Raw genomic sequence first — 21,982 nt, forward strand, 5'->3', positions numbered from 1 at the left:
TAAGTAATTAATTAAATCCAAATTCTATGTGGAACCCGACACAAAACCCTCGGTATTTGCCAGTAAATCATGACTTAGAACAAGTTTGATTCCGACGGTGCTACAGCTCAACTCCCTAAATCGCAAAACTTGACTCAAAAGGGCGCAAGTCCGTTCATCCATTTGATGTGTTGGTGGGTCATTCCATGAAAAAACAAACTTCAATGCTTCCAAGTTCGGTTGCCGTTAATCGCAGAACGCCGAGATCTTCTATGAAGATCTCGGCGTTAGCTGTGCTGGTGGTCGGAGCATTAACGAGCTACGGAGCATTGGCTGAAAGTGTCAGCTTAAGCGAGCTGTATCAGCAGTCTCTCGACAATAACCCTGCGTTAAAAAGTGCGGCACTAGCCATTGATAGTGCGACCTATGGTGCAGACAAAGTAGGTGCCGCGTATTTACCTCAGGTTGACGCAAACCTTGCGTATGGTGTGCTTCGTAACAGCTACACCACACTCAATGAGATAGATACCAACGCGGCGCAAGCGTCTATTTCTATTGGACAAAATCTTTATAACGCGAAACTGAACGCGGCAAATGAGCTAAGTAATCAACAGGTTGAGCTCAGCCAAGTCTCACACCAAGTCGCGCTAGAGAGCCTCGCTTTACAAGTCGTGGTGGGTTATTTCAATGCCCTTAAAGCGCAAGAGTCGTTAAAGCAAACCAAAGCGACACAAGAAGCGATCGAAGAGCAACTTAAGCAAACCGAACGTCAATTTTCATTGGGGATGATTCCGGAAAATGACGTGATTGATACCCGCGCTCAGTTCGATTTGGTTTCTGCATCGGTGATTGTGGCTGAAAACGAAGTTGAGAAATCATTGGACGCGCTTTACGAGTTGTCTGGCAATGAGTTTACGTCGGTTTATCCACTGAATACTGACCGTTACGACGCCAATATCCCAACGCCAGAAAATGCGCTGACATGGCAGGAAAAAGCGCAGCAATTTAACCCTGAGATGCAAATTCAGAAACAGCTGGTTGAGCTAAGCAAGCAGCAGATTGAATTAGCGCAAGCTGGGCATCAACCGTCGTTAGGTTTGGTTGCTGAGTACCGTTATACGTTTGCGAGCGAGATTCGTAGAACCGAGATGGGTCAGTCAAAACAGCAGTTTAATAGCATTGACGACAACTCAACCGTGTTTGCAGGCGTTGCAATGACCTTGCCTGTCTACCGAGGCGGGGCGACCAGCAACGAAGTACAACAAGCCAAAGTTCAATACCAGCAAGCCCTTCAACTTCAAGAGCAATCTTGGAGAAGCGTGACACGTCAAATCCGCGGTGCAGAAAAAGACCTCAACGCCCTTATTAGTGCTCAGCAAGCCTATGCCAACTCTGTTCATTCTGCTGAACGCTCACTTGTTGCGACTCAACAAGGTTTTGAAATTGGCAGCAGAACGATTGTCGATGTGCTGAACGGAACTCGTCAGCTTTATGCGGCGAAGCAAGACCTGACTGAAGCGCAAATTGATTTCATTTTGGTGTCACTGCAGCTCAAGTTCTTAGGTGGTGAGCTTTTACCTGAAGACATCAGTGCGATTAACGCTGGATTGAAACGCTAGTCGAAAAAGCGGGTTAAAGCGCTCGCTCGAAATCATGGCGTCAACGCCGAATAGAAAACAGATCAAATGTGATGGCACCTGAGATTAAACCCTCAGATTGAATCAAGGATGCGGTCACTCAATGTATCGACGTATTTGTAGAGAACACACGATGAAAAAAACAATAACGTTATTAACCGCAAGTATCTTACTTGCAGGCTGTGGTGGTAATTCACAACCTACGGAGCAAACTGCAGCTCCAGTGCCTAGTACACCAGTAACTGTGGTGCTTGCCGAGGAAATGGCACATTCGCCAATCCAATACCATGTAGGAAGAATGGAGGCGGTCGAGTCTGCTCAACTGACACCAAGAACCAGTGGTTTCTTGTTAAATAAACTCTTTGATGACGGTGCCTTTGTCGAAGCGGGCGCTGTACTGTTTGAAATTGACCCAACGTCATACCAAGCGGCATTTGATGCGGCAAAAGCAACCTTATCTGAAGCGCAATCGGCACTGAGCTTGACTCAGCTAAACCATGAAAGAACCACTCAGATGTTGAAGTCAGGCGGTATTTCACAGTCGCAGCTCGATTTGAGTATTGCTGAGCTAGAGATGGCGAGATCTCGAGTGGTATCTGCACGAGCAAATGTAAGAGTTCAGCAAGACAACTTAGACCAAACCCAAGTTAAAGCACCGTATTCAGGTCAGTTAGGGAAAAGTAACTTCTCTATCGGTGACATGGTAGGCCCTAACTTTGGTCCATTGATTGACCTTATTAAGATGGATCCGATCGATGCCACTTTCTCGATTAAAGAAAGCGAACTGAGTCAATATCAGCTTCAAGGTAAGCAAGCGACACCAGTATTGCTTGAGCGTGATGGCCAATTGACGGATTACCAAGGCAACATCGCTTTTGTTGATAACAAAGTGAATGCAGCGAGCGGTACGGTGACGATTTCTGCCTCTTTTGATAACAGCGAAGCGGGTCTGCTGCCGAATCAATTTGTTCGTGTTGGTCTAACGAGTGCAGAACCGTTAAGCGGCGTGCAAATTCCTCATAAAGCGATCCATCAAGATCAGCTCGCTCAATATGTACTTACCATCGAAGAAGGCAACGCGGTACGTCGTGATGTCGTTGTAGGTGACCGAATTGGACAAGATGTTTTCGTCGCAAATGGCTTGGACGCAGGTGAACCAGTGATTGTTGGTGGACTGCAACGCATTCGTCCTGGTGCTCCTGTTTCAGTTGCGGAGTAATAGATTATGATCAGTAAATTTTTTATCGACCGACCGAAATTTGCGTTTGTTATCTCGATCTTCCTGACCTTGATTGGTTTGATTGCGATTAAAACCATGCCGATTTCAGAGTACCCAAGCGTGACGCCTCCACAAGTTCGTGTCGTCGCGTTCATGCCGGGTGCCAGTGCTGAAACCGTAAAAGAGGTGATTGGTAATCCAATCGAAGAGGAAGTGAACGGTGTTGATGGCATGGTTTACATGCAGTCGCGTTCAACCAACGATGGCCGTTACTTCTTAAACATTACCTTTGATAACAGCGTTGATGCGGATATGGCGATGGTTAACGTATCTAACCGCGTTGCCGTTGCTGAAAATATGCTGCCGTTTGAAGTTCGTGCTCGTGGTGTGCGTATTCGTAAAGCCGCGCCGGATGACTTGCTTGCGATTGCTTTCTACTCTGAAGATCAATCGATGTCAGAACTAGAGCTTAACAGCTGGGTTGAAGCAAACTTCATGGAGCGTATCGCTCGTATCTCTGGCTTGGCGAGCAGTGATTTGATTGGTGCGATCTATGGCATGCGCGTGTGGCTCGATATGGACCGCATGGCGTCATTGGGTGTGACGACGTTTGATGTGAAGAACGCCATTCGAGAACAAAATGCAGTAGTGCCAGCAGGGCGAATTGGCCAAGGTCCAAGTCGTGAGAATGCCGCATTGCAGTTTAACTTGATCACTCAAGGTCGACTGTCGAGTGCAGAAGAGTTTGAACAAATCATTGTAAAAACGTTAGCAGACGGCAATCAAATCTATCTGAAAGATGTATCAAACGTTGAGATTGGCAGCCAATTCTATGATGCCTACGCAACCTACAATGGCGGAGATGCTGCTCTAGTCGCAATGCAGGCTAACCCAGATGCCAATGCTTTGGAAACAGGTGCTGCGGTTAAATCGGTATTGGAAGACATCGAAAGCATCATGCCTGCCGGTATGACTTACGCGATCCCATATGACACCACCTTATCGGTTGAAGCGTCTATTCGCAGTATCGTCGAAACCTTAATTGTTGCTGTCGGGCTTGTGATTGCAGTGACTTACCTGTTCTTAGGTAACGTTAGAACAACACTTGCACCTGTGATTGCGATTCCTGTGTCTTTGATTGGTACTTTTGCTTTCATGCAATTGGGTGGCTTTAGTATCAATACCGTCACCTTATTTGGCTTGATTCTGGCGATTGGTATCGTGGTGGACAATGCCATTTTGGTGGTTGAGAACGTAGAACGCATTCTCAATGAAAACCAAACCATTGATGCCAAAGAAGCCACCAATCGAGCGATGAAAGAAGTCACCAATCGAGCGATGAAAGAAGTCACCGGCCCGATTGTCGCGTCAACATTGGTCATGCTTGCGGTGTTTATTCCTGTGGCATTGCTGCCAGGTATCACGGGGCTGATGTTTGCTCAGTTCTCTATCACCATCTGTATCGCTTTGGTGCTATCGGCTATCAATGCACTCACTTTGTCACCTGCACTATGTGCAATGGTTATGAAGCGCAACCCTAACCCTGCTAAGTGGTTTGTGGCATTCAATGCAATGTTCGACAAAGTAACAGACGCGTATGGCAAAGCAGTCTCTTTATTGGTGCGCAAATCAGCAGTGCTTTTAGTTTCGTTCGCAGTGGCTATTGCTGCGATGGTGACGATGAATGACAAGCTACCGACGGCATTTGTTCCAGCTGAAGACAAAGGCGTGTTGGCGCTCGCAATGTTCTTGCCTGATAACGCATCGAAAGAGCGTACTCATGACTTGATCCGTCAAGCTGAAGCGGTATTAAACCAAGACCCAGCAATTGAAGATTTCGCAGGTGCGATTGGCTTTAATGCTCTGACCGGTGGTGTTGCCGCTAACTCAGCGACCATGTTTGTTAATTTGAAAGACTGGGATGAGCGTCTTGCAATGGATGGCGACCATACACAAGCTGCGGTTGCCCAGCGTATCAACATGCAATTGTATGGCATTGATAAGTCGATGAGCATCGCTATGGGTCTACCGCCTATTCCAGGTATTGGTATCGGTGATGCACTTGAGTTTATGGTGCAAGACACGTCTGGCCGCACTGCTCAAGAACTCGCGCAAGTGACTTACGCGATGATGGCAGCGGCCAATCAAGCGCCAGAAATCACCAATGCGATGACGACTTATCGTGCCAATGTTCCACATTACAACGTCGAAATTGATCGCGAGAAAGCGCGTCAGTTAGGCGTACCACTCAGTGCAATTAACGATGCGATGGCGACACATCTGGCGTCTTCATATGTTAATGACTTTGCCCTAAACGGAAGAAGCTACCGAGTTTTTGTTCAAGCTAAAGGGGAACAACGAAATGATCTATCTGATGTGCTACGCATACATGTCCCGTCGGCGCTTGGCGAACAAGTTCCGCTGTCTGCTGTCGCAACGATTGAACCGACATTAGAACCTGACCTAGTTACAAGCTACAACATGTTACCTGCGGCACGTTTACAGCTAAATCCAGCTCCAGGTTACTCATCTGGTGAGGCGATTGACGCAATGGAGCGTATCGCCGAGGAAGTTCTCACTCAGGGTTACACCTATGAGTGGACGAACATGGCTTATCAAGAGAAATTGGCTGGGAACACGGCTCAAATCGCTCTGGTTTTAGCTCTGGTATTCATCTACTTGTTCCTTGTAGCTCAGTATGAATCATGGGCTCTGCCTGCTGCGATCATTATTGTGGCTCCAACCGCTGCTGTGGGTACTTTCGCGGCGCTATTAGCGGGTGGGCAGGCTTTGTCTATCTACGGTCAAATTGGCTTGATTCTATTGATTTCCCTAGCAGCTAAGAACGCGATTCTGATGGTCGAGTTCTCAAAGCTGAAGCGTGAAACTCAAGGTTTAAGCATCGAAGAGGCAGCAATCCAAGGCGGCAAGATGCGTTTTAGAGCCGTAAACATGACGTCATGGTCATTCATCCTTGGCATCTTGCCTTTGGTGTTTGCCAATGGTGCAGGTGCTATCTCTCAGAACACCACTGGATTGGCACTACTGGGTGGCATGTTGATGGTGCTGGTGGTCGGTTCGATGATGACTCCGGGCTTCTATGCCATTTTCCAAACACTCCGTGAAAAGCTGAAAACGAAACAACAGTAACCCATAGCTTCAATAAAGTGACGGCAAAGGTGTGTTGTTGCTTTATTGATGGTTTTTACCCCTCGTTATGAAATTTAAAGATTGTTTTTACCGTCTGATAATTGAGGGAGGCAGGGAGTATTTCTCTGACCAAGTTATTAAACATGAGCCATGTGAGTACGGAAGCGGCTATGGCTCCAATGAGAATAAGGTTTACACATGAAAAAACTATTACTGACCGCTTCAATGTTAGCTGCAATGTCTGGTACTGCTTTGGCGAATGAAGAAGAAAGCCAAGTGATTGATCCATCAGATCTAACTCGTGTTTATACACAAGCTGCTTTTTTTGTTACTTCTGACGCTGATATCCGTTTGTCTTCAATGCTAACCGGATCATGGACTGAAACGACTCAGTTCGGTGGCTTTATAGAAGGTAACTTTGGAGACTCAGATGCTAAGCCGGGCAAAGATTCAATGGGCGTTGACTACCTTGGTAGCCGAGCTCAATATTTCCAAGTATCAGCAATTGATAGCTCATTGATGCCACGTGTTGGCTTCATGGCGGACTTCATCCACACCAAGAACTCGGCACTGGGTTTGGATGACAATACCTTGATGTCTGTCGGTGCTATTGGCTTGATTAACCCTGCTTACACCGGCGGTGCAATGCTGTTTCCAAACGTAAACTACACCATCGGTGAAGTGTTTGGTGAGACGGCAGACGGCTACATGCTAAACCTGTTTGCTACTATCCCAATGGGTGATTCTGGCGCGTTTGTTCAAGCATGGCCTGAGTACATGAACGTTTCTGGCGATACAGTGGAACTTGAATCGACGTCTTTCAACGTCATGATGAACGCTCCTATTAAGGAAGACCGAACTCAGTGGCTAATGACGAAACTGCAATACGCATCTGCAGATGTCACTCTACCAACAGGCGTTACGCTAGAAGGTGACTACGAGCTAAAAGCAGAAGTCGGCGTGAAGTGGTTCTTTTAAAACACCTGAGTGAGCTAATTATGGTTCAACTAGCCATGGTTTAACTATCTATGGTTTAGCGACCTAACAAGCGATAACTGAGCTATGGTTTAAATAAGAAGAGAGCTAATGATGTTAGTTCTCTTCTTTTGTTTTATGGTGCTAAAGATAGCTTTAATCCAGTAAACTCGATGCTTGAACCATAATTCAACATGGTCATTTAGTTGTTTTAAGATTACACTGCGCCCAATATTTCAGAAGTACATATTTAGGTTGAGGTCACCATGGACCAAGAACATTACGAAGACGCTGACTACGAAGGTCAAGAGCTGGGCGAAGAAGGCGAAGAGATTGAGATTGAAGCAATTGGTATTGATGTATCGTCTCAGCCCATCGAACTCTACAAAGTGTTTAAAATTGCTAACTTAGTGAGTGGTGGCGGTGAAGCTAAACACATCATTTCTGAAGGTTATGTAGCGGTTAATGGTGAATTAGAAACTCGTAAACGTCGTAAAATGTACGATGGCGACTTCTTTGAATTCAACCAAGAGTACTATGTAGTGGTGTGTGATCAGCCAGTACAAGAAGAATCAGAACAGCCGAAAAAGAAAGAAGCGCCTAAAAAAGAGAACAAGGCGAAGAAAGGTCAGTCTAAAAAGGATTCTAAGAAGAAAGAATCTAAGAAAAGCAAAGCAGAAATGCTAAGCGCAACGGCTGAACCAAAGAAAGAGAAAAAAGAGAAGAAAGAAAAAAAGCCGAAAAAGAAAGCGGATACGCCAAAGCCAACACGTGACGACAAAAGCGGCCGTAACTCGATTGAATTCTTTTAAACTACAGTTCTAAACGACTGCTCTAAACTGCTTTTCTAAAACGAATCTTTTAAAACTATTCGTTTGAACATCAAGCAACGTTAGACCTAGGTTTTACGTTACGCAGATATCAAAAGGCTCACTAGTTAGTGAGCCTTTTTTGTATTTGTTTGCTAGCACAGCTAACGGCCAATAACGCTTATTCTCAGTGTCGAGTGCGAGAAGACGTCAGTTCTGATGCGCGAAGCTGAGCAACGGCTTTTGCGAGTTCAAGCTGAGCTTGTGCAAAGTTGATGTCTACATTGCCCTTATTGATATTCTCTAGGGCTGCATATTTCGCTTCTTCTGCGCGAGCGCGGTCAATATCTTGGCCGTGCAAGGCAGTATCGGCTAACACCGTTACCACATCCGGCTGAACTTCTAGCATCCCGCCAGAAACATAAAGCACTTGTCCCTCTGACTTAGGGTCTGTGACAAACACTGTCACGCCAGGCTTTATTTTACTGAGAAGCGGGGAGTGACCCGGGCGGATCCCCAGCTCACCATCAGCGCCAGAAACGGCTAGGGCATACGCTGGACCTGAAAACAGCGTACCTTCCGCACTTACAATATTAAGTTGAAATGTATTATCTGTAATTCCGATAGCCATGGTGCACCTGCCTCTTAGAGTGATTTTGCTTTGTTAAGCACTTCGTCGATAGAACCACAGTACAAGAATGCCTGCTCTGGGATATCGTCATATTCGCCGCCTAACAGGCCTTTAAAGCCTCTTAGTGTTTCGCTTAACGGTACAAATACACCTTTCTGACCGGTAAACACTTCGGCCACGTGGTAAGGCTGAGTTAAGAAACGTTCAATCTTACGAGCGCGAGATACCGTTTGTTTGTCTTCAGTAGACAGCTCATCCATACCAAGAATCGCGATGATGTCTTTTAGCTCTTTGTAGCGTTGCAGCGTTGTTTGGACTTTTTGTGCAATGTCGTAGTGTTCTTGACCAACCACAAGCGGGTCCAATTGGCGAGATGTTGAATCCAATGGGTCGATTGCAGGGTAGAGGCCCAATGCCGCGATGTTACGAGACAGTACAACGGTCGCATCTAAGTGAGCAAAGGTTGTTGCTGGCGATGGGTCAGTCAAGTCATCGGCAGGTACGTATACCGCTTGGATAGACGTGATAGAGCCTTGTCTAGTCGAAGTGATACGCTCTTGCAGTACACCCATCTCTTCAGCGAGTGTTGGTTGGTAACCTACTGCTGAAGGCATACGACCTAACAGTGCTGACACCTCAGTCCCCGCAAGCGTGTAACGGTAAATGTTATCAATGAACAACAGTACGTCACGACCTTCATCACGGAAGCGCTCAGCCATAGTCAGGCCAGTCAATGCTACACGTAGACGGTTTCCCGGTGGCTCGTTCATTTGGCCGTAAACCATGGCTACTTTGTCTAGAACACCCGCTTCTTTCATCTCGTAGTAGAAGTCGTTACCTTCACGAGTGCGCTCACCAACACCGGTAAATACAGAGAGACCTGAGTGTGCTTTGGCGATGTTGTTGATAAGCTCCATCATGTTGACGGTTTTACCTACGCCAGCACCACCGAACAGACCGATTTTACCGCCCTTTGCGAACGGACAAATAAGGTCGATAACCTTAACGCCGGTCTCAAGAAGTTCAGTGCTGTTTGCTTGTTCTTCATAAGAGGGTGCTTCTCGGTGAATTTCGTAGCTTTCTTTTTGACCGATTTCACCGCATTCATCGATAGGCTGACCAAGAACGTTCATGATACGGCCTAAGGTTTCTTCGCCCACAGGAACGGTGATTGGAGAACCGGTGTTTTCAACAGTTAGGCCGCGGCGCAAGCCATCTGACGTACCCATTGCAATACAACGAACGATACTGCCACCCAGTTGTTGCTGAACTTCCAATACGAGAGAGCTTGCTTCCTCGCTAGTCACTTTCAATGCATCATAAACGCGTGGGCTGTTGCCGCCGCTGAACTCGACGTCTACCACCGCGCCGATAACTTTAACTATTTTTCCAACACTCATCTCTAAATCCTCAAATTCTATTCTTAACCCACTCTTGTCTGCACTTAGACAGCTTGAGCACCTGAGACTATTTCACTCAGTTCTTGGGTAATGGCAGCCTGTCGTGCTTTGTTGTATACCAACTGCAAATCATCAATGAGTTGGCCTGCGTTATCGGTCGCCGCTTTCATGGCCACCATTCGGGCTGCTTGCTCACAGGCAATGCTCTCTACGATGCCTTGATACACTTGTGATTCAATGTATCGATGTAACAGCTCAGAGAGGATGTCTCTTGGTGCTTGTTCGTAGATGTAGTCCCAACGACGTGCTTTTTTCGCGCCTCCATCGGCCTCAGAATCTGAAGGGTGGGGCAGCAACTGCAAGGTCGTTGGTTCTTGAACCATGGTGTTGATGAACTGGTTATACACGAGATACAAGCTGTCGATTTTTTCGTCGTCGTAATGCCCTAGCATCGCGTTAACCGTACCTAAAATGTCTTCTAATTTAGGCGCGTCACCAAGGCCTGACGTTTGCGCGATAACATTGCCGCTGCGTTGGAAAAATGAGATAGCTTTTGAACCAATTAGGGTCGTTTCTACCTCAACGCCTTTGGTACGCCACATCTCCATTTCTTCTAACACTTTCTTGAACAAATTCGAGTTCAAGCCACCACATAAGCCTCGATCGGACGAAATAATGATGTAAGCAACGCGTTTTGGTTCACGCTGTTGAAGGTAGGGGTGCTGGTATTCCAGCGACCCTGATGCGACATGAGAGATAACTTTGCGCATGTTCTCGGCATATGGACGTGTTAGCGTCATATTGTCTTGAACCTTACGCATCTTACTTGCCGCAACCATCTCCATTGCACTGGTGATTTTCTGAGTGTTACTAACACTGCCTATCTTGGTGCGAATTTCTTTAGTATTTGCCATCATCTGCTCCTAATTTGTTTTGATTTCCAGCCAACAAACCGGAGCGTTTACCAAGCTTTCAACGCTACAAAGTCACCGAGAAGCTTTGCAAGTGCACTGTCGATCTCGTCGTTGTAGTCACCGTTAGCGTTAATGGTGTCGAACAACTCTGGGTTTTGGCCCTTTGCGTAAGCAATTAATTCTTCTTCAAAACGCGCAACTTTGTGCAACTCTACGTCAGCCAAATAGCCTTTTTCTGCTGCGTAGATAACCGTTGCTTGCTCTGCGACAGACATCGGCGAGTATTGCTTTTGCTTCATCAGTTCGGTTACACGTTCACCATGATCAAGCTGTTTGCGCGTCATGTCGTCTAAGTCAGAAGAGAACTGAGCGAATGCCGCTAACTCACGGTATTGAGCTAACGATGTACGAATACCACCAGACAGTTTCTTGATGATCTTGCACTGTGCTGCACCACCCACACGAGATACCGAGATACCTGGGTCAACAGCAGGACGTAGACCTGAGTTGAATAGTTGGGTTTGTAGGAAAACCTGACCATCAGTAATCGAGATTACGTTGGTTGGTACAAACGCCGATACGTCACCCGCTTGAGTTTCAATGATAGGAAGCGCGGTTAATGAACCTGTTTGGCCTTTCACTTCACCGTTTGTGAACTTCTCAACGTATTCCGCATTTACTCTTGCCGCACGTTCTAGTAAGCGTGAGTGGAGGTAGAATACGTCGCCAGGGAAGGCTTCACGACCCGGTGGGCGTTTAAGTAGTAATGATATTTGACGGTAAGCGACGGCTTGTTTTGATAGGTCATCATAGATGATCAGTGCATCTTCACCGCGGTCACGGAAGTATTCACCCATGGTGCAACCGGCATAAGGTGCTAGGTATTGAAGCGCGGCTGACTCTGATGCTGATGCGACAACAACGATGGTATTTTTAAGCGCATCGTGGTCTTCCAGTTTACGAACAACGTTTGCGATAGTAGAGGCTTTCTGGCCAATAGCCACGTACACACATTTGATGCCAGAATCTTTTTGGTTGATGATCGCATCGATTGCTAACGCTGTTTTACCCGTCTGACGGTCACCGATGATAAGTTCACGTTGACCACGACCGATAGGCACCATGGTATCAACGGCTTTATAACCCGTTTGAATTGGCTGGTCGACGGACTTACGCTCGATTACGCCGGGTGCAATTACTTCTACAGGGTCGAGTCGGTCACAACTCACTGGGCCTTTACCATCGATTGGCTCACCTAGTGTGTTCACTACACGGCCAAGCAGTCCATTACCTACAGGTACTTCTAAGATACGACCTGTCCCTTTCACTTTCATACCTTCAGAAAGGTCAGTGTAGGGCCCCATAACCACGGCACCGACTGAGTGGGTATCAAGGTTAAGAGCAAGAGCGTATTTACCACCTGGAAGCTCGATCATCTCACCCTGCATGACATCCGCAAGGCCATTAATAGTAATGATGCCATCACGAACCGAGACTATGGTGCCTTCGTTGCGAGCTTCGGTGCTCACATTAAACTTCGAGATGCGATCTTTGATTAGATCGCTGATTTCATTTGAATTTAATTGCATAATTGTTACCTATCTCGCGTGAAGTTGATGAGCCAATCGGTTCATTGATGTGTTCAAAGAACCATCGATGACGGTTTCACCCGCCTTGATTACGATCCCGCCAACCAGCGAGTCATCAATAACCTGTTCCATTTCAACCTGACGCTCTAATTTCTTCTCAAGTGCAGCAGTGAGTGATGTAACTTGATCTTGTGTAAGCAATTCTGAACTGGTGACAGTGACAGGGATTACACGTTCATGTTCGTCCTTTAGGTCGCTGAACAAGTTAAACAAGTCTCTGATCACTGCAAGACGGCCATTCTCAGCCAAGACTTTAATGAGATTAATGACGTGGTCATCAACAAGTCCTTGGCAAACGTGAATGATGAGATTGACCAGTTCTTCAGATTGCTGTGTGTGAACACCTTCTGCTGATGAAATCTGCTTAGCGATCGTTTCTTCTTCCGCTACCGTCACAAGAATGGACAGCATTGAGTGCCACTCTTGTAACTTGTTTTCACCTAAAGCAAAGTCGAACGATGCTTTAGCGTAGGGATGAGCAATATTGGTGTAATCTGACATATTGCCTCCGTTTAGAGTTCGCTTATCATTTGATCAACTAACGCTCGGTTCGTTTCAGAATCTAGGTTTTTGCTGATCAATTTCTGTGCACTTTGAATAACAGCGTCTGCCATATCCGCCTGAAGTTCACGGCGTAACTTTTGACGTTCGCCTTCTAGCTCAGCTCTACCTTGCTCTAAGATGCGCGCTTTTTCTTGCTCACCTTCTTGGTGAGCTAAGGTGATGATTTCGTTGCGGCGTTTTTTGCCTTGCTCAATCAGTTCGGTCACATTTTTTTTCGCATCTGCGACGAGTTGTGCGCCATTTGATTTTGCTAGTTCTAGCTCTTTCGCTGCATTCTCTGAGTGGCGTAAACCATCAGCGATTTCTTTTTGGCGCTCGTCTAACATCGCGGTGAGAGGGGGCCATACATATTTCATGCATAGCCAAACAAAAATCACGAATGAGATTGCTTGACCAAACATGCTGGCATTTAAGTTCATACCTTCCTCACTAAATCTTGATTATTTACAAATCGATCTTTTCAAAGCTTTTAATTAAGCCACGGCAAAGATGATGTATAGACCGATACCAACACCGATCATCGGTACAGCATCCACAAGGCCCATCATGATGAAGAATTGAGTACGAAGCATTGGAGTAAGGTCTGGTTGACGAGCAACACCTTCAAGATATTTACCCGCTAAGTTACCAATACCAGATGCTGCACCTGCTGCACCTAAACCGATCAGTAATGCACCTGCTACATATAAAACTGCGCTTACGATATCCATTTGTATCTCCGATAAATAATGTGTTAGTTAATTTTTTAGTTATTAATTAGTGGTGTTCTTCTGTTGCCATTGCTAAGTAAACAACGGTCAGTACCATAAATATAAATGCTTGTAAGAATACGATTAATATGTGGAATAAGGCCCATGGAACACTTAGTGCCCATTGCATCCACCAAGGCATTAGTGCGATAAGGATGAATATCATCTCGCCTGCATACATATTTCCGAATAATCGTAAGCCTAGTGATATTGGCTTTGAAATTAATGTTATTAATTCAAGAACAAAGTTAACAGGATATAAAAGAGGGTTATCAAATGGCTGAGTAGTTAGCTCTTTGATAAAGCCTTTCAAACCTTTATTTTTAAACGTATAAGTTAACAATAAAATAAACACACCGAGTGCCATCGACATTGGGATATTTACATCCGCTGTCGGTAGGTCTCTAAAGTGTTCTAAACCCATTACACGAGTTAACCCTGGTATTAAATCTATAGGCAATAGGTCGACTGCATTCATTAACAACACCCAAACAAAAGTGGTTAATGCCAGTGGCCCTATTAATTTATCCTCCGCTTGAAAAATCTCTTTGACTAGGTTGTTAACGAAATCAAAGATAAGCTCGATAACACATTGAAAACGACCTGGAACACCGCTAGTGCCCTTGGTCACTACATATCGAAAAGCTCCAATAAACAGTAAACCCGTGATCCAAGATACCAACATTGAGTCAATGTTGAACGCCCAGAAACCATCACCTGTAGTTAAGAAGGTTAAGTGATGCTCTATGTATTCGTGAGCGGTAGTGACTTGATCCATACTACACGTACTCCGATCTTGTAGAGGCAGTAATAAATGGTGTTAAGAAGTACCCAATCATTGTGAAAATGTACGCGTATAATATTACTGGGTTATCCAATTTAAAAAACTGGAATGCCAGGATAAACATTAAGAACGTATAGGTTATTTTCACGACACGACTCATTTGCATTAAGTCACGTAAACTATAATTAGGGTTCTTGTGCACCTTAAGGCTTGCATATATAAAACCAAACAGCGGTGGTAACATCGCGATTACGACACCCAAAGCTGAAGACTCCATATCTACTTTATTACCAAAAAACACTTCATATAAAACTACACCGACGGCTAATACTATTTGGCAGAGAACAACTCTTTTAGCAGCAACAAGGATGTCGCTACTTATCCCATTAAGCCTCATAATAAAACCTTATATTTAACAGTGTAAGTCAATATAAAACACAGTTTGAATATGTTTTGTTACTAGCACTTACTTGTTAATAGCAATTTGACTTGTTAATAAACCTTTACTTGTTAACAAAGAAATAATCTTTCTGGCTTTATATCTCCTGACGAAATTAAACGTTAAAAACTAACTCGCTATCGTTTCGACAAAATATAAACTACGCCTAAAATTATGTGATCAAAACGACAAATATCGGCATCAATAATTCCATTTTTGAAATGAGTGTTTTTCATTTATGAAAGTAATAGTTCTGTTATTAAATCCATGAATATTTAAAATGCTTTGTTTATAGCGAGAAAAGGGAGGTTTTACCCAGAAAATTAGAGAGAAAAAATATTAAGATATGACGTTATCAATTAAGCATATTCAATGACTTAGAGTCTTTTCTAAATGTGATGACGGGTTGGTATTCGAAGCGGGGTATAACCAAGATTTTGTTGATATTGGAAGGTTTCGTTTGTGCAGTGAAATAGCAGTATGGTGCTCCTTATCATTAAGCTAATATTTTTTAATATCGTTATCATATTTTCATTATTGATGTATTGGAACGCGAATCAACACGCCCAGCACCGGGTTCAAGATGAAAATTTGATTGAAAATTCATCACCCAACCGCTGATGCAACAAGATCTAGGGTCAATGATGAGGGCGAGGAAACGTACATGCAGGTGGAAAGTACGGGTTAATAGACTCAAAAATAGAGGTATCGCTGAGGTTGGGTCGAATTATTATCGGACGAATTCGCAGAGCATCGACCCAGAAATCACAGTTTCAATACAGAAATAATCAGAATCTAAAGATGTTTGTCGTATCAATAGGCCTACAGGAAGCGCCTTCATTCATGTTTTTCTATTACTCTTCATAGCTTAGGTATTGAATACACAAGTCATGAAAGGCTTGTGCTTGTGGCGAGATCGTACGGTCAGCCAATCTGAAAATACCGATCTGACGCTGTAAGGGTGGGTCAATCAATGGGATCCACACCAAACGGGTTTCATTGGTTGGGAAAGCCAGTTTAGGTAGCGTGGTCACGCCTATCCCGAGTTCTAACACCGAAAACAACGAAGTGATGTTCTCTACCGAATAAAGAGCCTGTTCGCTGAGCATTCGTGCGGGTGTTGGGTCAAGTAGGGTACAAGTGCCGTTGCGAATGAAGGGTTGTTTTAACAAAGTTTGCCATTCTATTCCCTCTCGTTGAGAGGCGATGGGGTTGTCTTTGAGGCAGACCACACCAATAGGGTCAGAGAGCAAAGGCGTGAAATCGATGCTCTCTTCTTCTAGATGGGAGCTATTTCCGAGTGCAACATCCACCTCTCCAGAGAGTAATCTCGCTTCCACACCTGCCGCATTATCGTCAATTAAGCTGACCTCAACATTGGGGTACTTTTCGCAAAAAGCCCCTAAAACACTAGGGATTAGTTTTGCGGCTACTGAAGGGACACTCGCTATTCGAACTCGCCCTTGTTGGCCAGCTGCTGCAGCACGGAGGTCGTTATCTAATGCCTTGTAAACATTTAAGAATTGAATGATTTTCGGTAAACATATTTCGCCAAAAGGTGTCAGCGTCGATTTGTTGCCCGTTTCAAACAGTGGTTGGCCGAGAATTTTTTCTAGCTCTTTTATCGATGTTGAAAGTGCCGCTTGCGAGCGATTTGCTCGGTGAGATGCCGCTCTAAATCCACCTTCTTCGACCACTAAAACAAAATGTTTTAACTGTTGTAGCTTAATACTCATGACAGGAATCCTTCTCTAGGCCTTGCTATACCTTACTTTTTTAAAGGTGATAGATTTTATTTATCAAATGCACAAAATTTACCGTTAGATTTATCAGCCGTCAAGGTGCAGTATTTAACCATCTTGAAACATAGTTGTTACAAAGTTGGATGGAATCGTGAACGCACAAACTAAAAAACACCCAGTAAAAACCGAGCTTTTCGCTTCAAAAGCACCACTAGAGTGGGCAATCGTTAATAACGGCACTCTATACACAGCGCAGATTCCAATTGATGAAACTGGCGCAGTAGTAGAAGGCGGTATCGAAGCGCAAACGCGTCAGACTTTTAACAACCTTGTTCATACGTTGGAGTGTGCAGGCGAATCTATGGATTCAGTGCTGCAAGTTCTGATTTACGTGACAGACCGTGAATATCTAAAAACGGTCAACAGCGTATACGGAGAATACTTCAATGCACCTTATCCAAACCGTGCTGCGGTCGTCGTTGCAGGGTTAGCAAGAGAAGAAATGTTGGTTGAGTTCGTGGTTTACGCATCAGCCTCTCAACCTGAATAAAGATACTGTGAACTGAGGCAATTTGCGGATTAAAGCTATTTGTCTGTAAAGATCTTTATTGATACAAGCGTCTTGGTTCAGTTTTAGATACAAGATTTAAACGTTATTTCTTATATAAATTAACGTTTTATTCATTAATCAGATGGTTGCCAGGCTCAAACGCAACCTAACCGTTACAAGGACAGAATGATGACTCAATTACAGAATGTTCAAGCAGAAAACGCACTTTACATTGGCGGCGAATGGCAAGCGGGTGTAAGCACCGTTGCGAACATTAACCCATCAGATATTTCTGAAAACATCGGTAACTTCGCACAAGCAAGTGCTGACCAAGTTCAACAGGCGATTTCAGCGGCGAAGCACGCTCAACCAGAGTGGGAAAAAACGCCGATTGAACGTAAGCAAGCTGTACTTCAAGCGATTGGTGACGAGCTGATTGCACGTTGTGATGAGCTAGGTAAGTTGCTTTCTCGTGAAGAAGGTAAGCCTTTTGCTGAAGGTCGTGGTGAAATTTACCGTGCAGGTCAGTTCTTCCAGTACTTTGCGGCTGAAGTGCTTCGTCAAATTGGCGACAACGCAGAATCAGTGCGCCCAGGTGTTTCTGTAGAAGTGACTCGTGAAGCGGTGGGTGTTATCGGCATCATCTCTCCTTGGAACTTCCCGACAGCGACTGCTGCTTGGAAAATCGCTCCAGCGCTTGCTTTCGGTAACAGTGTTATCTGGAAACCGGCAAACCTAACACCAGCAAGTGCGGTTGCATTAACGGAAATCATCCACCGTCAAGGTATGCCAGCAGGTACGTTTAACCTTGTACTGGGTAGTGGTTCAAAAGTAGGTGATGCACTGATCAACTCTAAAGAAGTGAACGGTGTGAGCTTTACCGGTTCTGTTGATACGGGTCGTAAGGTTGCCGCTGCTACAGCGCCAAACTTCGTTCGTTGCCAACTAGAAATGGGCAGCAAGAACGCACTTGTGGTTGCAGATGATGCTGATATCCAAACAGCCGTTGATGCAACGATTGCAGGTTCATTCTCTGGCGCAGGTCAAAAATGTACAGCATCTTCTCGTCTAGTGGTTATGGATGGCATTCACGACCAATACGTTGAAGCACTAATCAAACGTATGAGCGAGCTGAAAGTGGGTCACGCACTAGAAGACGGCGTGTTCATGGGTCCTGTTGTTGACGGCAACCAACTTGAAGCAAACCTAGGTTGGGTTGAGAAGGCACGTCAAAGCGGCGGTGAGCTCGCATTTGGTGGCGAACGCCTAAGCATGAAACACGAAGGCTTCTACATGTCTCCAACGCTGTTTTTAAACACTAAGAACGATTGGGAAGTGAACCAAGAAGAAGTGTTTGCACCAATGGCAAGCGTGATTCGTGTCGCTGACCTAGAAGAAGCGATTGCGACAACAAACGATACTCGCTTTGGTCTAACGGGCGGCATCATTACTCAAAGCCTACGTACTAGCGCAATGTTCAAGCAACAAGCGCAAACAGGTTGTGTGATGGTGAACCTACCAACAGCAGGCACCGACTACCACGTACCGTTTGGTGGTCGTAAAGAGTCTAGCTTCGGTCCTCGTGAGCAAGGTCAATACGCGAAAGAGTTCTACACAGTCGTGAAGACAGCTTACCAGCGTCCTTACTAAGCAGCTTTCTGTTAATTAGATTTCTATTAACTAGAACGAGATAGTTGGAGTCATTAGCTAAACAGACACTAACTATACAGCTATCGAATTGGCCTGATTCACAGAGTCAGGCCAACATCCAAACCCAATTACGCTCAATCAATGTAGATTTCAAAGACTGAGCACCCAGTAAGTGATTTAACCCATTTTTGAAAACATGTTATTTGAGCGTGTTTTCAAAACCGAGCTAGAACACTGAGCTTTCAATAGGAGTGGTTATGTACCAGCAACGGATTGTTATAGATGGATTGCAATACTGCAATTGGAACAGAGAATATTTCCAAACACTAAAGGCGAGCGGCATTACAGCAGTTCACGCTACCGCGGTTTACCACGAGACAGCTCGTGAAACCTTATCTCGCTTTGCAGAATGGAACTTAAGATTCGAGCAGAATGCAGACATTATCATGCCGATTCATTCAATGGCTGATGTGGAAACTGCAAAAGCGACAGGCAAAGTCGGCATTTTTCTAGGTGCTCAAAACTGTTCTCCAATCGATGATGAGATTGGTCTTATCGAAGTAATGCGTCAGCAAGGTCTTTTGATCATGCAATTGACGTACAACAACCAGAGCTTATTGGCGACGGGTTGCTACGAGAAGAACGACACAGGCATCACACGCTTTGGCAAGCAAGCGATTGAAGAGATGAACCGAGTGGGCATGATCATCGATATGTCTCACAGTGCCGAGCGTTCAACGCTTGAGGCGATTGACCTGTCTTCTCGTCCTATTTGTATTAGCCATGCGAACCCAACGTTTGCTCATGATGCACTACGAAACAAATCAAATGATGTGATTAAAGCCCTAACCGCACGCGGTGGCTTGATCGGATTCAGCTTGTACCCATTCCACCTACCAAATGGCAGCCAATGTACGTTGGAAGATTTCTGCCAAATGGTTGCGACTACCGCTGACATGGTTGGCGTTGAACACCTAGGTATTGGTAGTGACCTATGCTTAAACCAGCCGCAAGCCGTTCTTGAGTGGATGAGAAATGGTCGTTGGTCTAAAGCAATGGACTACGGTGAAGGCTCTGCGAACAACTCAGGTTGGCCAGATGCGTTGCCTTGGTTCTGTGGTAGTGCGGGTATGGAAAATATTTATAACGGATTGATGCGCCATGGTTTCAGCGAGTCTGAAGCTGGGCAAGTCTTGGGAGAAAACTGGTTTAACTTCTTGAAAGATGGCCTAGAGCCTCAAAGCAAGGGTTAAGTGTTTTTTCACTAGCAATCATCGAATTAGCAGCCTTCTAATAAACGTTCATTTAGACGTGCTGTTTTAACCAATTTCACTATTCAAAAGGAACAACGGTCTATTTCGCAACGCGGTAACCCAAACATGGATTAGCCTGCCCAACACAAAAAACAATAGGGCAGGTGTTAAATACACCTCTTGTAGTCATCATTAAAGTGACAGCTGCAAAGAAACCTCTGGAGTCAGAGTATGTCTGATTTAACCAATAGCGTGAAATCTTCAAACGTAAATGCGGGTCAAGCAAACACAGCAAGCAAAAATACACAGTCTGAATCTACGTCAGACAAATTAGGACTAACCAACCCAGCACTATGGTACAGCGGCGGTTTTATCGCTCTGTTCGTGGCGCTTGCTTTATTTGATGGCGAGCTGCTATCAAGCTTAGTAAATACAGGCTTTGCTTGGTCGGTAAAAGTGTTCGGCCCTTATTGGCAAATGCTTCTTCTTCTGACTTTTCTTATTGGTCTTGGCCTTGCGGCAGGGCGAACAGGCAAGGTTATCCTAGGTGGCATCGATAAGCCTGAGATGGATGGCTTCCGCTGGATGGCAATCATCTTCTGTACACTACTTGCGGGCGGCGGTGTATTTTGGGCGGCAGCAGAGCCTATCGCACACTACGTTAACCCACCACCGTTGTATGGTGCACAAGAAAACGCACAGCAAGGCGCAGTGAATGCTTTATCACAATCATTCATGCACTGGGGTTTCCTAGCATGGGCTATTGTGGGCAGCTTAACGTCTATCGTGGTTATGCACCTTCACTACGACAAAGGCTTGCCTCTTAAACCTCGTATTTTGCTTTACCCAGTTTTGGGCGAAAGAGCACTGAAAGGCCATACCGGCGCACTGATTGATGCATGTTGTATTGTCGCTGTAGCGGCGGGTACTATCGGTCCGATTGGCTTCTTGGGCTTGCAAGTCAGCTACGCTCTGAATGAACTGTTTGGTATTCCAGATGGCTTCACAACTCAGCTAATCATTATCTTGTTCGCTATCGTGCTTTACACATTGTCGGCATTAAGTGGTCTCAACCGCGGAATGCAAATGCTAAGTCGTTACAACGTAATTTTAGCAATGGCATTGATGATTTACATCCTTATCTTCGGTCCAACGAACTTCATCTTCAATGGCTACATTCAAGGTGTAGGCAGCATGATAGATAACTTCATCCCAATGGCAACATACCGTGGTGATGAAGGTTGGTTAAGCTGGTGGACAGTGTTCTTCTGGGGTTGGTTCTTAGGTTACGGCCCAATGATGGCAATCTTCATCGCTCGTATTTCACGCGGTCGTAGTATTCGCCAATTGGTATCAACCATTAGCCTTATCGCACCGTTTGTAACTTGCTTCTGGTTCACGATTGTTGGTGGCTCTGGTCTTGCGTTCGAAATTGCAGATCCAGGCAGCGTAAGTAAAGCGTTCGAAGGCTTCAACTTACCAGGCGCGCTACTGGCGGTAACTCAGCAGCTACCTATGCCAATGCTTATCTCTATTCTGTTCTTGATCTTAACCACGATCTTCATCGTAACGACCGGTGATTCGATGACTTACACCATCAGTGTGGTAGTCAGTGGTGAGACTGAGCCTAACGCAATTATTCGTACTTTCTGGGGTGTGATGATGGGGGTAACGGCATTGATTCTGATTTCCCTAGGTTCTGGCGGCATTTCAGCGCTGCAATCGTTCATCGTAATCACAGCGGTACCAGTGTCCATAATCTTACTGCCATCGCTTTGGAATGCGCCTCAAATCGCAATCAAGATGGCAAAAGAACAGGGTTTGTAGAAGAGCCGAGTTTATAAAAGAGCAGGATCTGTAAAGAAAACAGCCTGTAGAGAAAACGCTC

At 45.2% G+C, this 21,982-nt stretch carries 19 protein-coding genes; 9 read left to right on the forward strand and 10 right to left on the reverse strand.

The window, feature by feature from the left end; translation table 11 throughout:
- Positions 1-185: 185 nt before the first annotated feature.
- The 5 genes from AB4232_RS14340 (at position 186) to AB4232_RS14360 (ending at position 7,772) form a co-directional block, all read left to right on the forward strand.
- Positions 186-1,598, forward strand: a complete 1,413-nt coding sequence (locus AB4232_RS14340; protein ID WP_372087400.1) for a TolC family outer membrane protein — start codon at positions 186-188, stop codon at positions 1,596-1,598.
- A gap of 151 nt (positions 1,599-1,749) precedes the next feature.
- Complete coding sequence (locus AB4232_RS14345) at positions 1,750-2,835, forward strand: efflux RND transporter periplasmic adaptor subunit (RefSeq protein WP_372087401.1); 1,086 nt, start codon at positions 1,750-1,752, stop codon at positions 2,833-2,835.
- Positions 2,836-2,841: 6 nt separating this feature from the next.
- Complete coding sequence (locus AB4232_RS14350; protein ID WP_372087402.1) at positions 2,842-5,985, forward strand: efflux RND transporter permease subunit; 3,144 nt, start codon at positions 2,842-2,844, stop codon at positions 5,983-5,985.
- A gap of 198 nt (positions 5,986-6,183) precedes the next feature.
- Entirely contained in the window at positions 6,184-6,963 is a 780-nt protein-coding gene (locus tag AB4232_RS14355; RefSeq protein WP_372087403.1) for a hypothetical protein, read from the forward strand.
- 263 nt (positions 6,964-7,226) lie between these two features.
- A complete protein-coding gene (locus tag AB4232_RS14360) occupies positions 7,227-7,772 on the forward strand; it encodes an RNA-binding S4 domain-containing protein (RefSeq protein WP_017098980.1) in 546 nt (181 codons plus the stop codon).
- A gap of 184 nt (positions 7,773-7,956) precedes the next feature.
- Here AB4232_RS14360 and AB4232_RS14365 read toward each other — a convergent pair whose 3' ends face one another.
- The 10 genes from AB4232_RS14365 to AB4232_RS14410 all read right to left on the reverse strand — a co-directional run bounded on the left by AB4232_RS14365 (position 7,957) and on the right by AB4232_RS14410 (position 16,635).
- Entirely contained in the window at positions 7,957-8,400 is a 444-nt protein-coding gene (locus AB4232_RS14365; RefSeq protein WP_004730391.1) for a F0F1 ATP synthase subunit epsilon, read from the reverse strand.
- A gap of 14 nt (positions 8,401-8,414) precedes the next feature.
- Positions 8,415-9,800 (reverse strand): F0F1 ATP synthase subunit beta, encoded by a 1,386-nt coding sequence (gene atpD, locus AB4232_RS14370; protein ID WP_004730394.1) that lies wholly within the window; start codon positions 9,798-9,800, stop codon positions 8,415-8,417.
- Positions 9,801-9,844: 44 nt separating this feature from the next.
- Positions 9,845-10,714, reverse strand: a complete 870-nt coding sequence (gene atpG / locus AB4232_RS14375) for a F0F1 ATP synthase subunit gamma (protein WP_012600781.1) — start codon at positions 10,712-10,714, stop codon at positions 9,845-9,847.
- A gap of 47 nt (positions 10,715-10,761) precedes the next feature.
- Entirely contained in the window at positions 10,762-12,303 is a 1,542-nt protein-coding gene (atpA, locus tag AB4232_RS14380; RefSeq protein ID WP_016794807.1) for a F0F1 ATP synthase subunit alpha, read from the reverse strand.
- A 9-nt stretch (positions 12,304-12,312) separates the two neighbouring features.
- On the reverse strand, positions 12,313-12,864 hold the full coding sequence (locus AB4232_RS14385) for a F0F1 ATP synthase subunit delta (RefSeq protein ID WP_372087404.1): 552 nt from the start codon (positions 12,862-12,864) through the stop codon (positions 12,313-12,315).
- An 11-nt stretch (positions 12,865-12,875) separates the two neighbouring features.
- On the reverse strand, positions 12,876-13,346 hold the full coding sequence (locus tag AB4232_RS14390; protein WP_004730401.1) for a F0F1 ATP synthase subunit B: 471 nt from the start codon (positions 13,344-13,346) through the stop codon (positions 12,876-12,878).
- Between the two features lie 54 nt (positions 13,347-13,400).
- Entirely contained in the window at positions 13,401-13,637 is a 237-nt protein-coding gene (atpE, locus tag AB4232_RS14395) for a F0F1 ATP synthase subunit C (protein ID WP_004730405.1), read from the reverse strand.
- A 46-nt stretch (positions 13,638-13,683) separates the two neighbouring features.
- Positions 13,684-14,454, reverse strand: a complete 771-nt coding sequence (gene atpB / locus AB4232_RS14400) for a F0F1 ATP synthase subunit A (protein ID WP_372087405.1) — start codon at positions 14,452-14,454, stop codon at positions 13,684-13,686.
- 1 nt (position 14,455) lies between these two features.
- Positions 14,456-14,857 carry a hypothetical protein gene (locus AB4232_RS14405; protein ID WP_004730409.1) on the reverse strand — a complete coding sequence of 134 codons (402 nt, stop codon included), beginning with the start codon at positions 14,855-14,857 and terminating at the stop codon, positions 14,456-14,458.
- 896 nt (positions 14,858-15,753) lie between these two features.
- Complete coding sequence (locus AB4232_RS14410) at positions 15,754-16,635, reverse strand: LysR family transcriptional regulator (protein ID WP_004730410.1); 882 nt, start codon at positions 16,633-16,635, stop codon at positions 15,754-15,756.
- Between the two features lie 157 nt (positions 16,636-16,792).
- On the opposite strand from AB4232_RS14410, the gene AB4232_RS14415 reads away from it, so the two are divergent.
- From AB4232_RS14415 to AB4232_RS14430, 4 genes are all read left to right on the forward strand, one after another.
- A complete protein-coding gene (locus AB4232_RS14415; RefSeq protein ID WP_004730412.1) occupies positions 16,793-17,191 on the forward strand; it encodes a RidA family protein in 399 nt (132 codons plus the stop codon).
- A gap of 189 nt (positions 17,192-17,380) precedes the next feature.
- Complete coding sequence (locus tag AB4232_RS14420) at positions 17,381-18,841, forward strand: aldehyde dehydrogenase family protein (protein WP_198593395.1); 1,461 nt, start codon at positions 17,381-17,383, stop codon at positions 18,839-18,841.
- Between the two features lie 257 nt (positions 18,842-19,098).
- Complete coding sequence (locus AB4232_RS14425; RefSeq protein ID WP_029222845.1) at positions 19,099-20,094, forward strand: membrane dipeptidase; 996 nt, start codon at positions 19,099-19,101, stop codon at positions 20,092-20,094.
- 231 nt (positions 20,095-20,325) lie between these two features.
- On the forward strand, positions 20,326-21,921 hold the full coding sequence (locus AB4232_RS14430; RefSeq protein ID WP_372087406.1) for a BCCT family transporter: 1,596 nt from the start codon (positions 20,326-20,328) through the stop codon (positions 21,919-21,921).
- Positions 21,922-21,982: the final 61 nt, after the last annotated feature.

This window comes from Vibrio sp. 10N.286.46.A8 (assembly GCF_041470165.1).
In the GTDB taxonomy this organism is placed as follows: Bacteria; Pseudomonadota; Gammaproteobacteria; order Enterobacterales; family Vibrionaceae; genus Vibrio; species Vibrio tasmaniensis_A.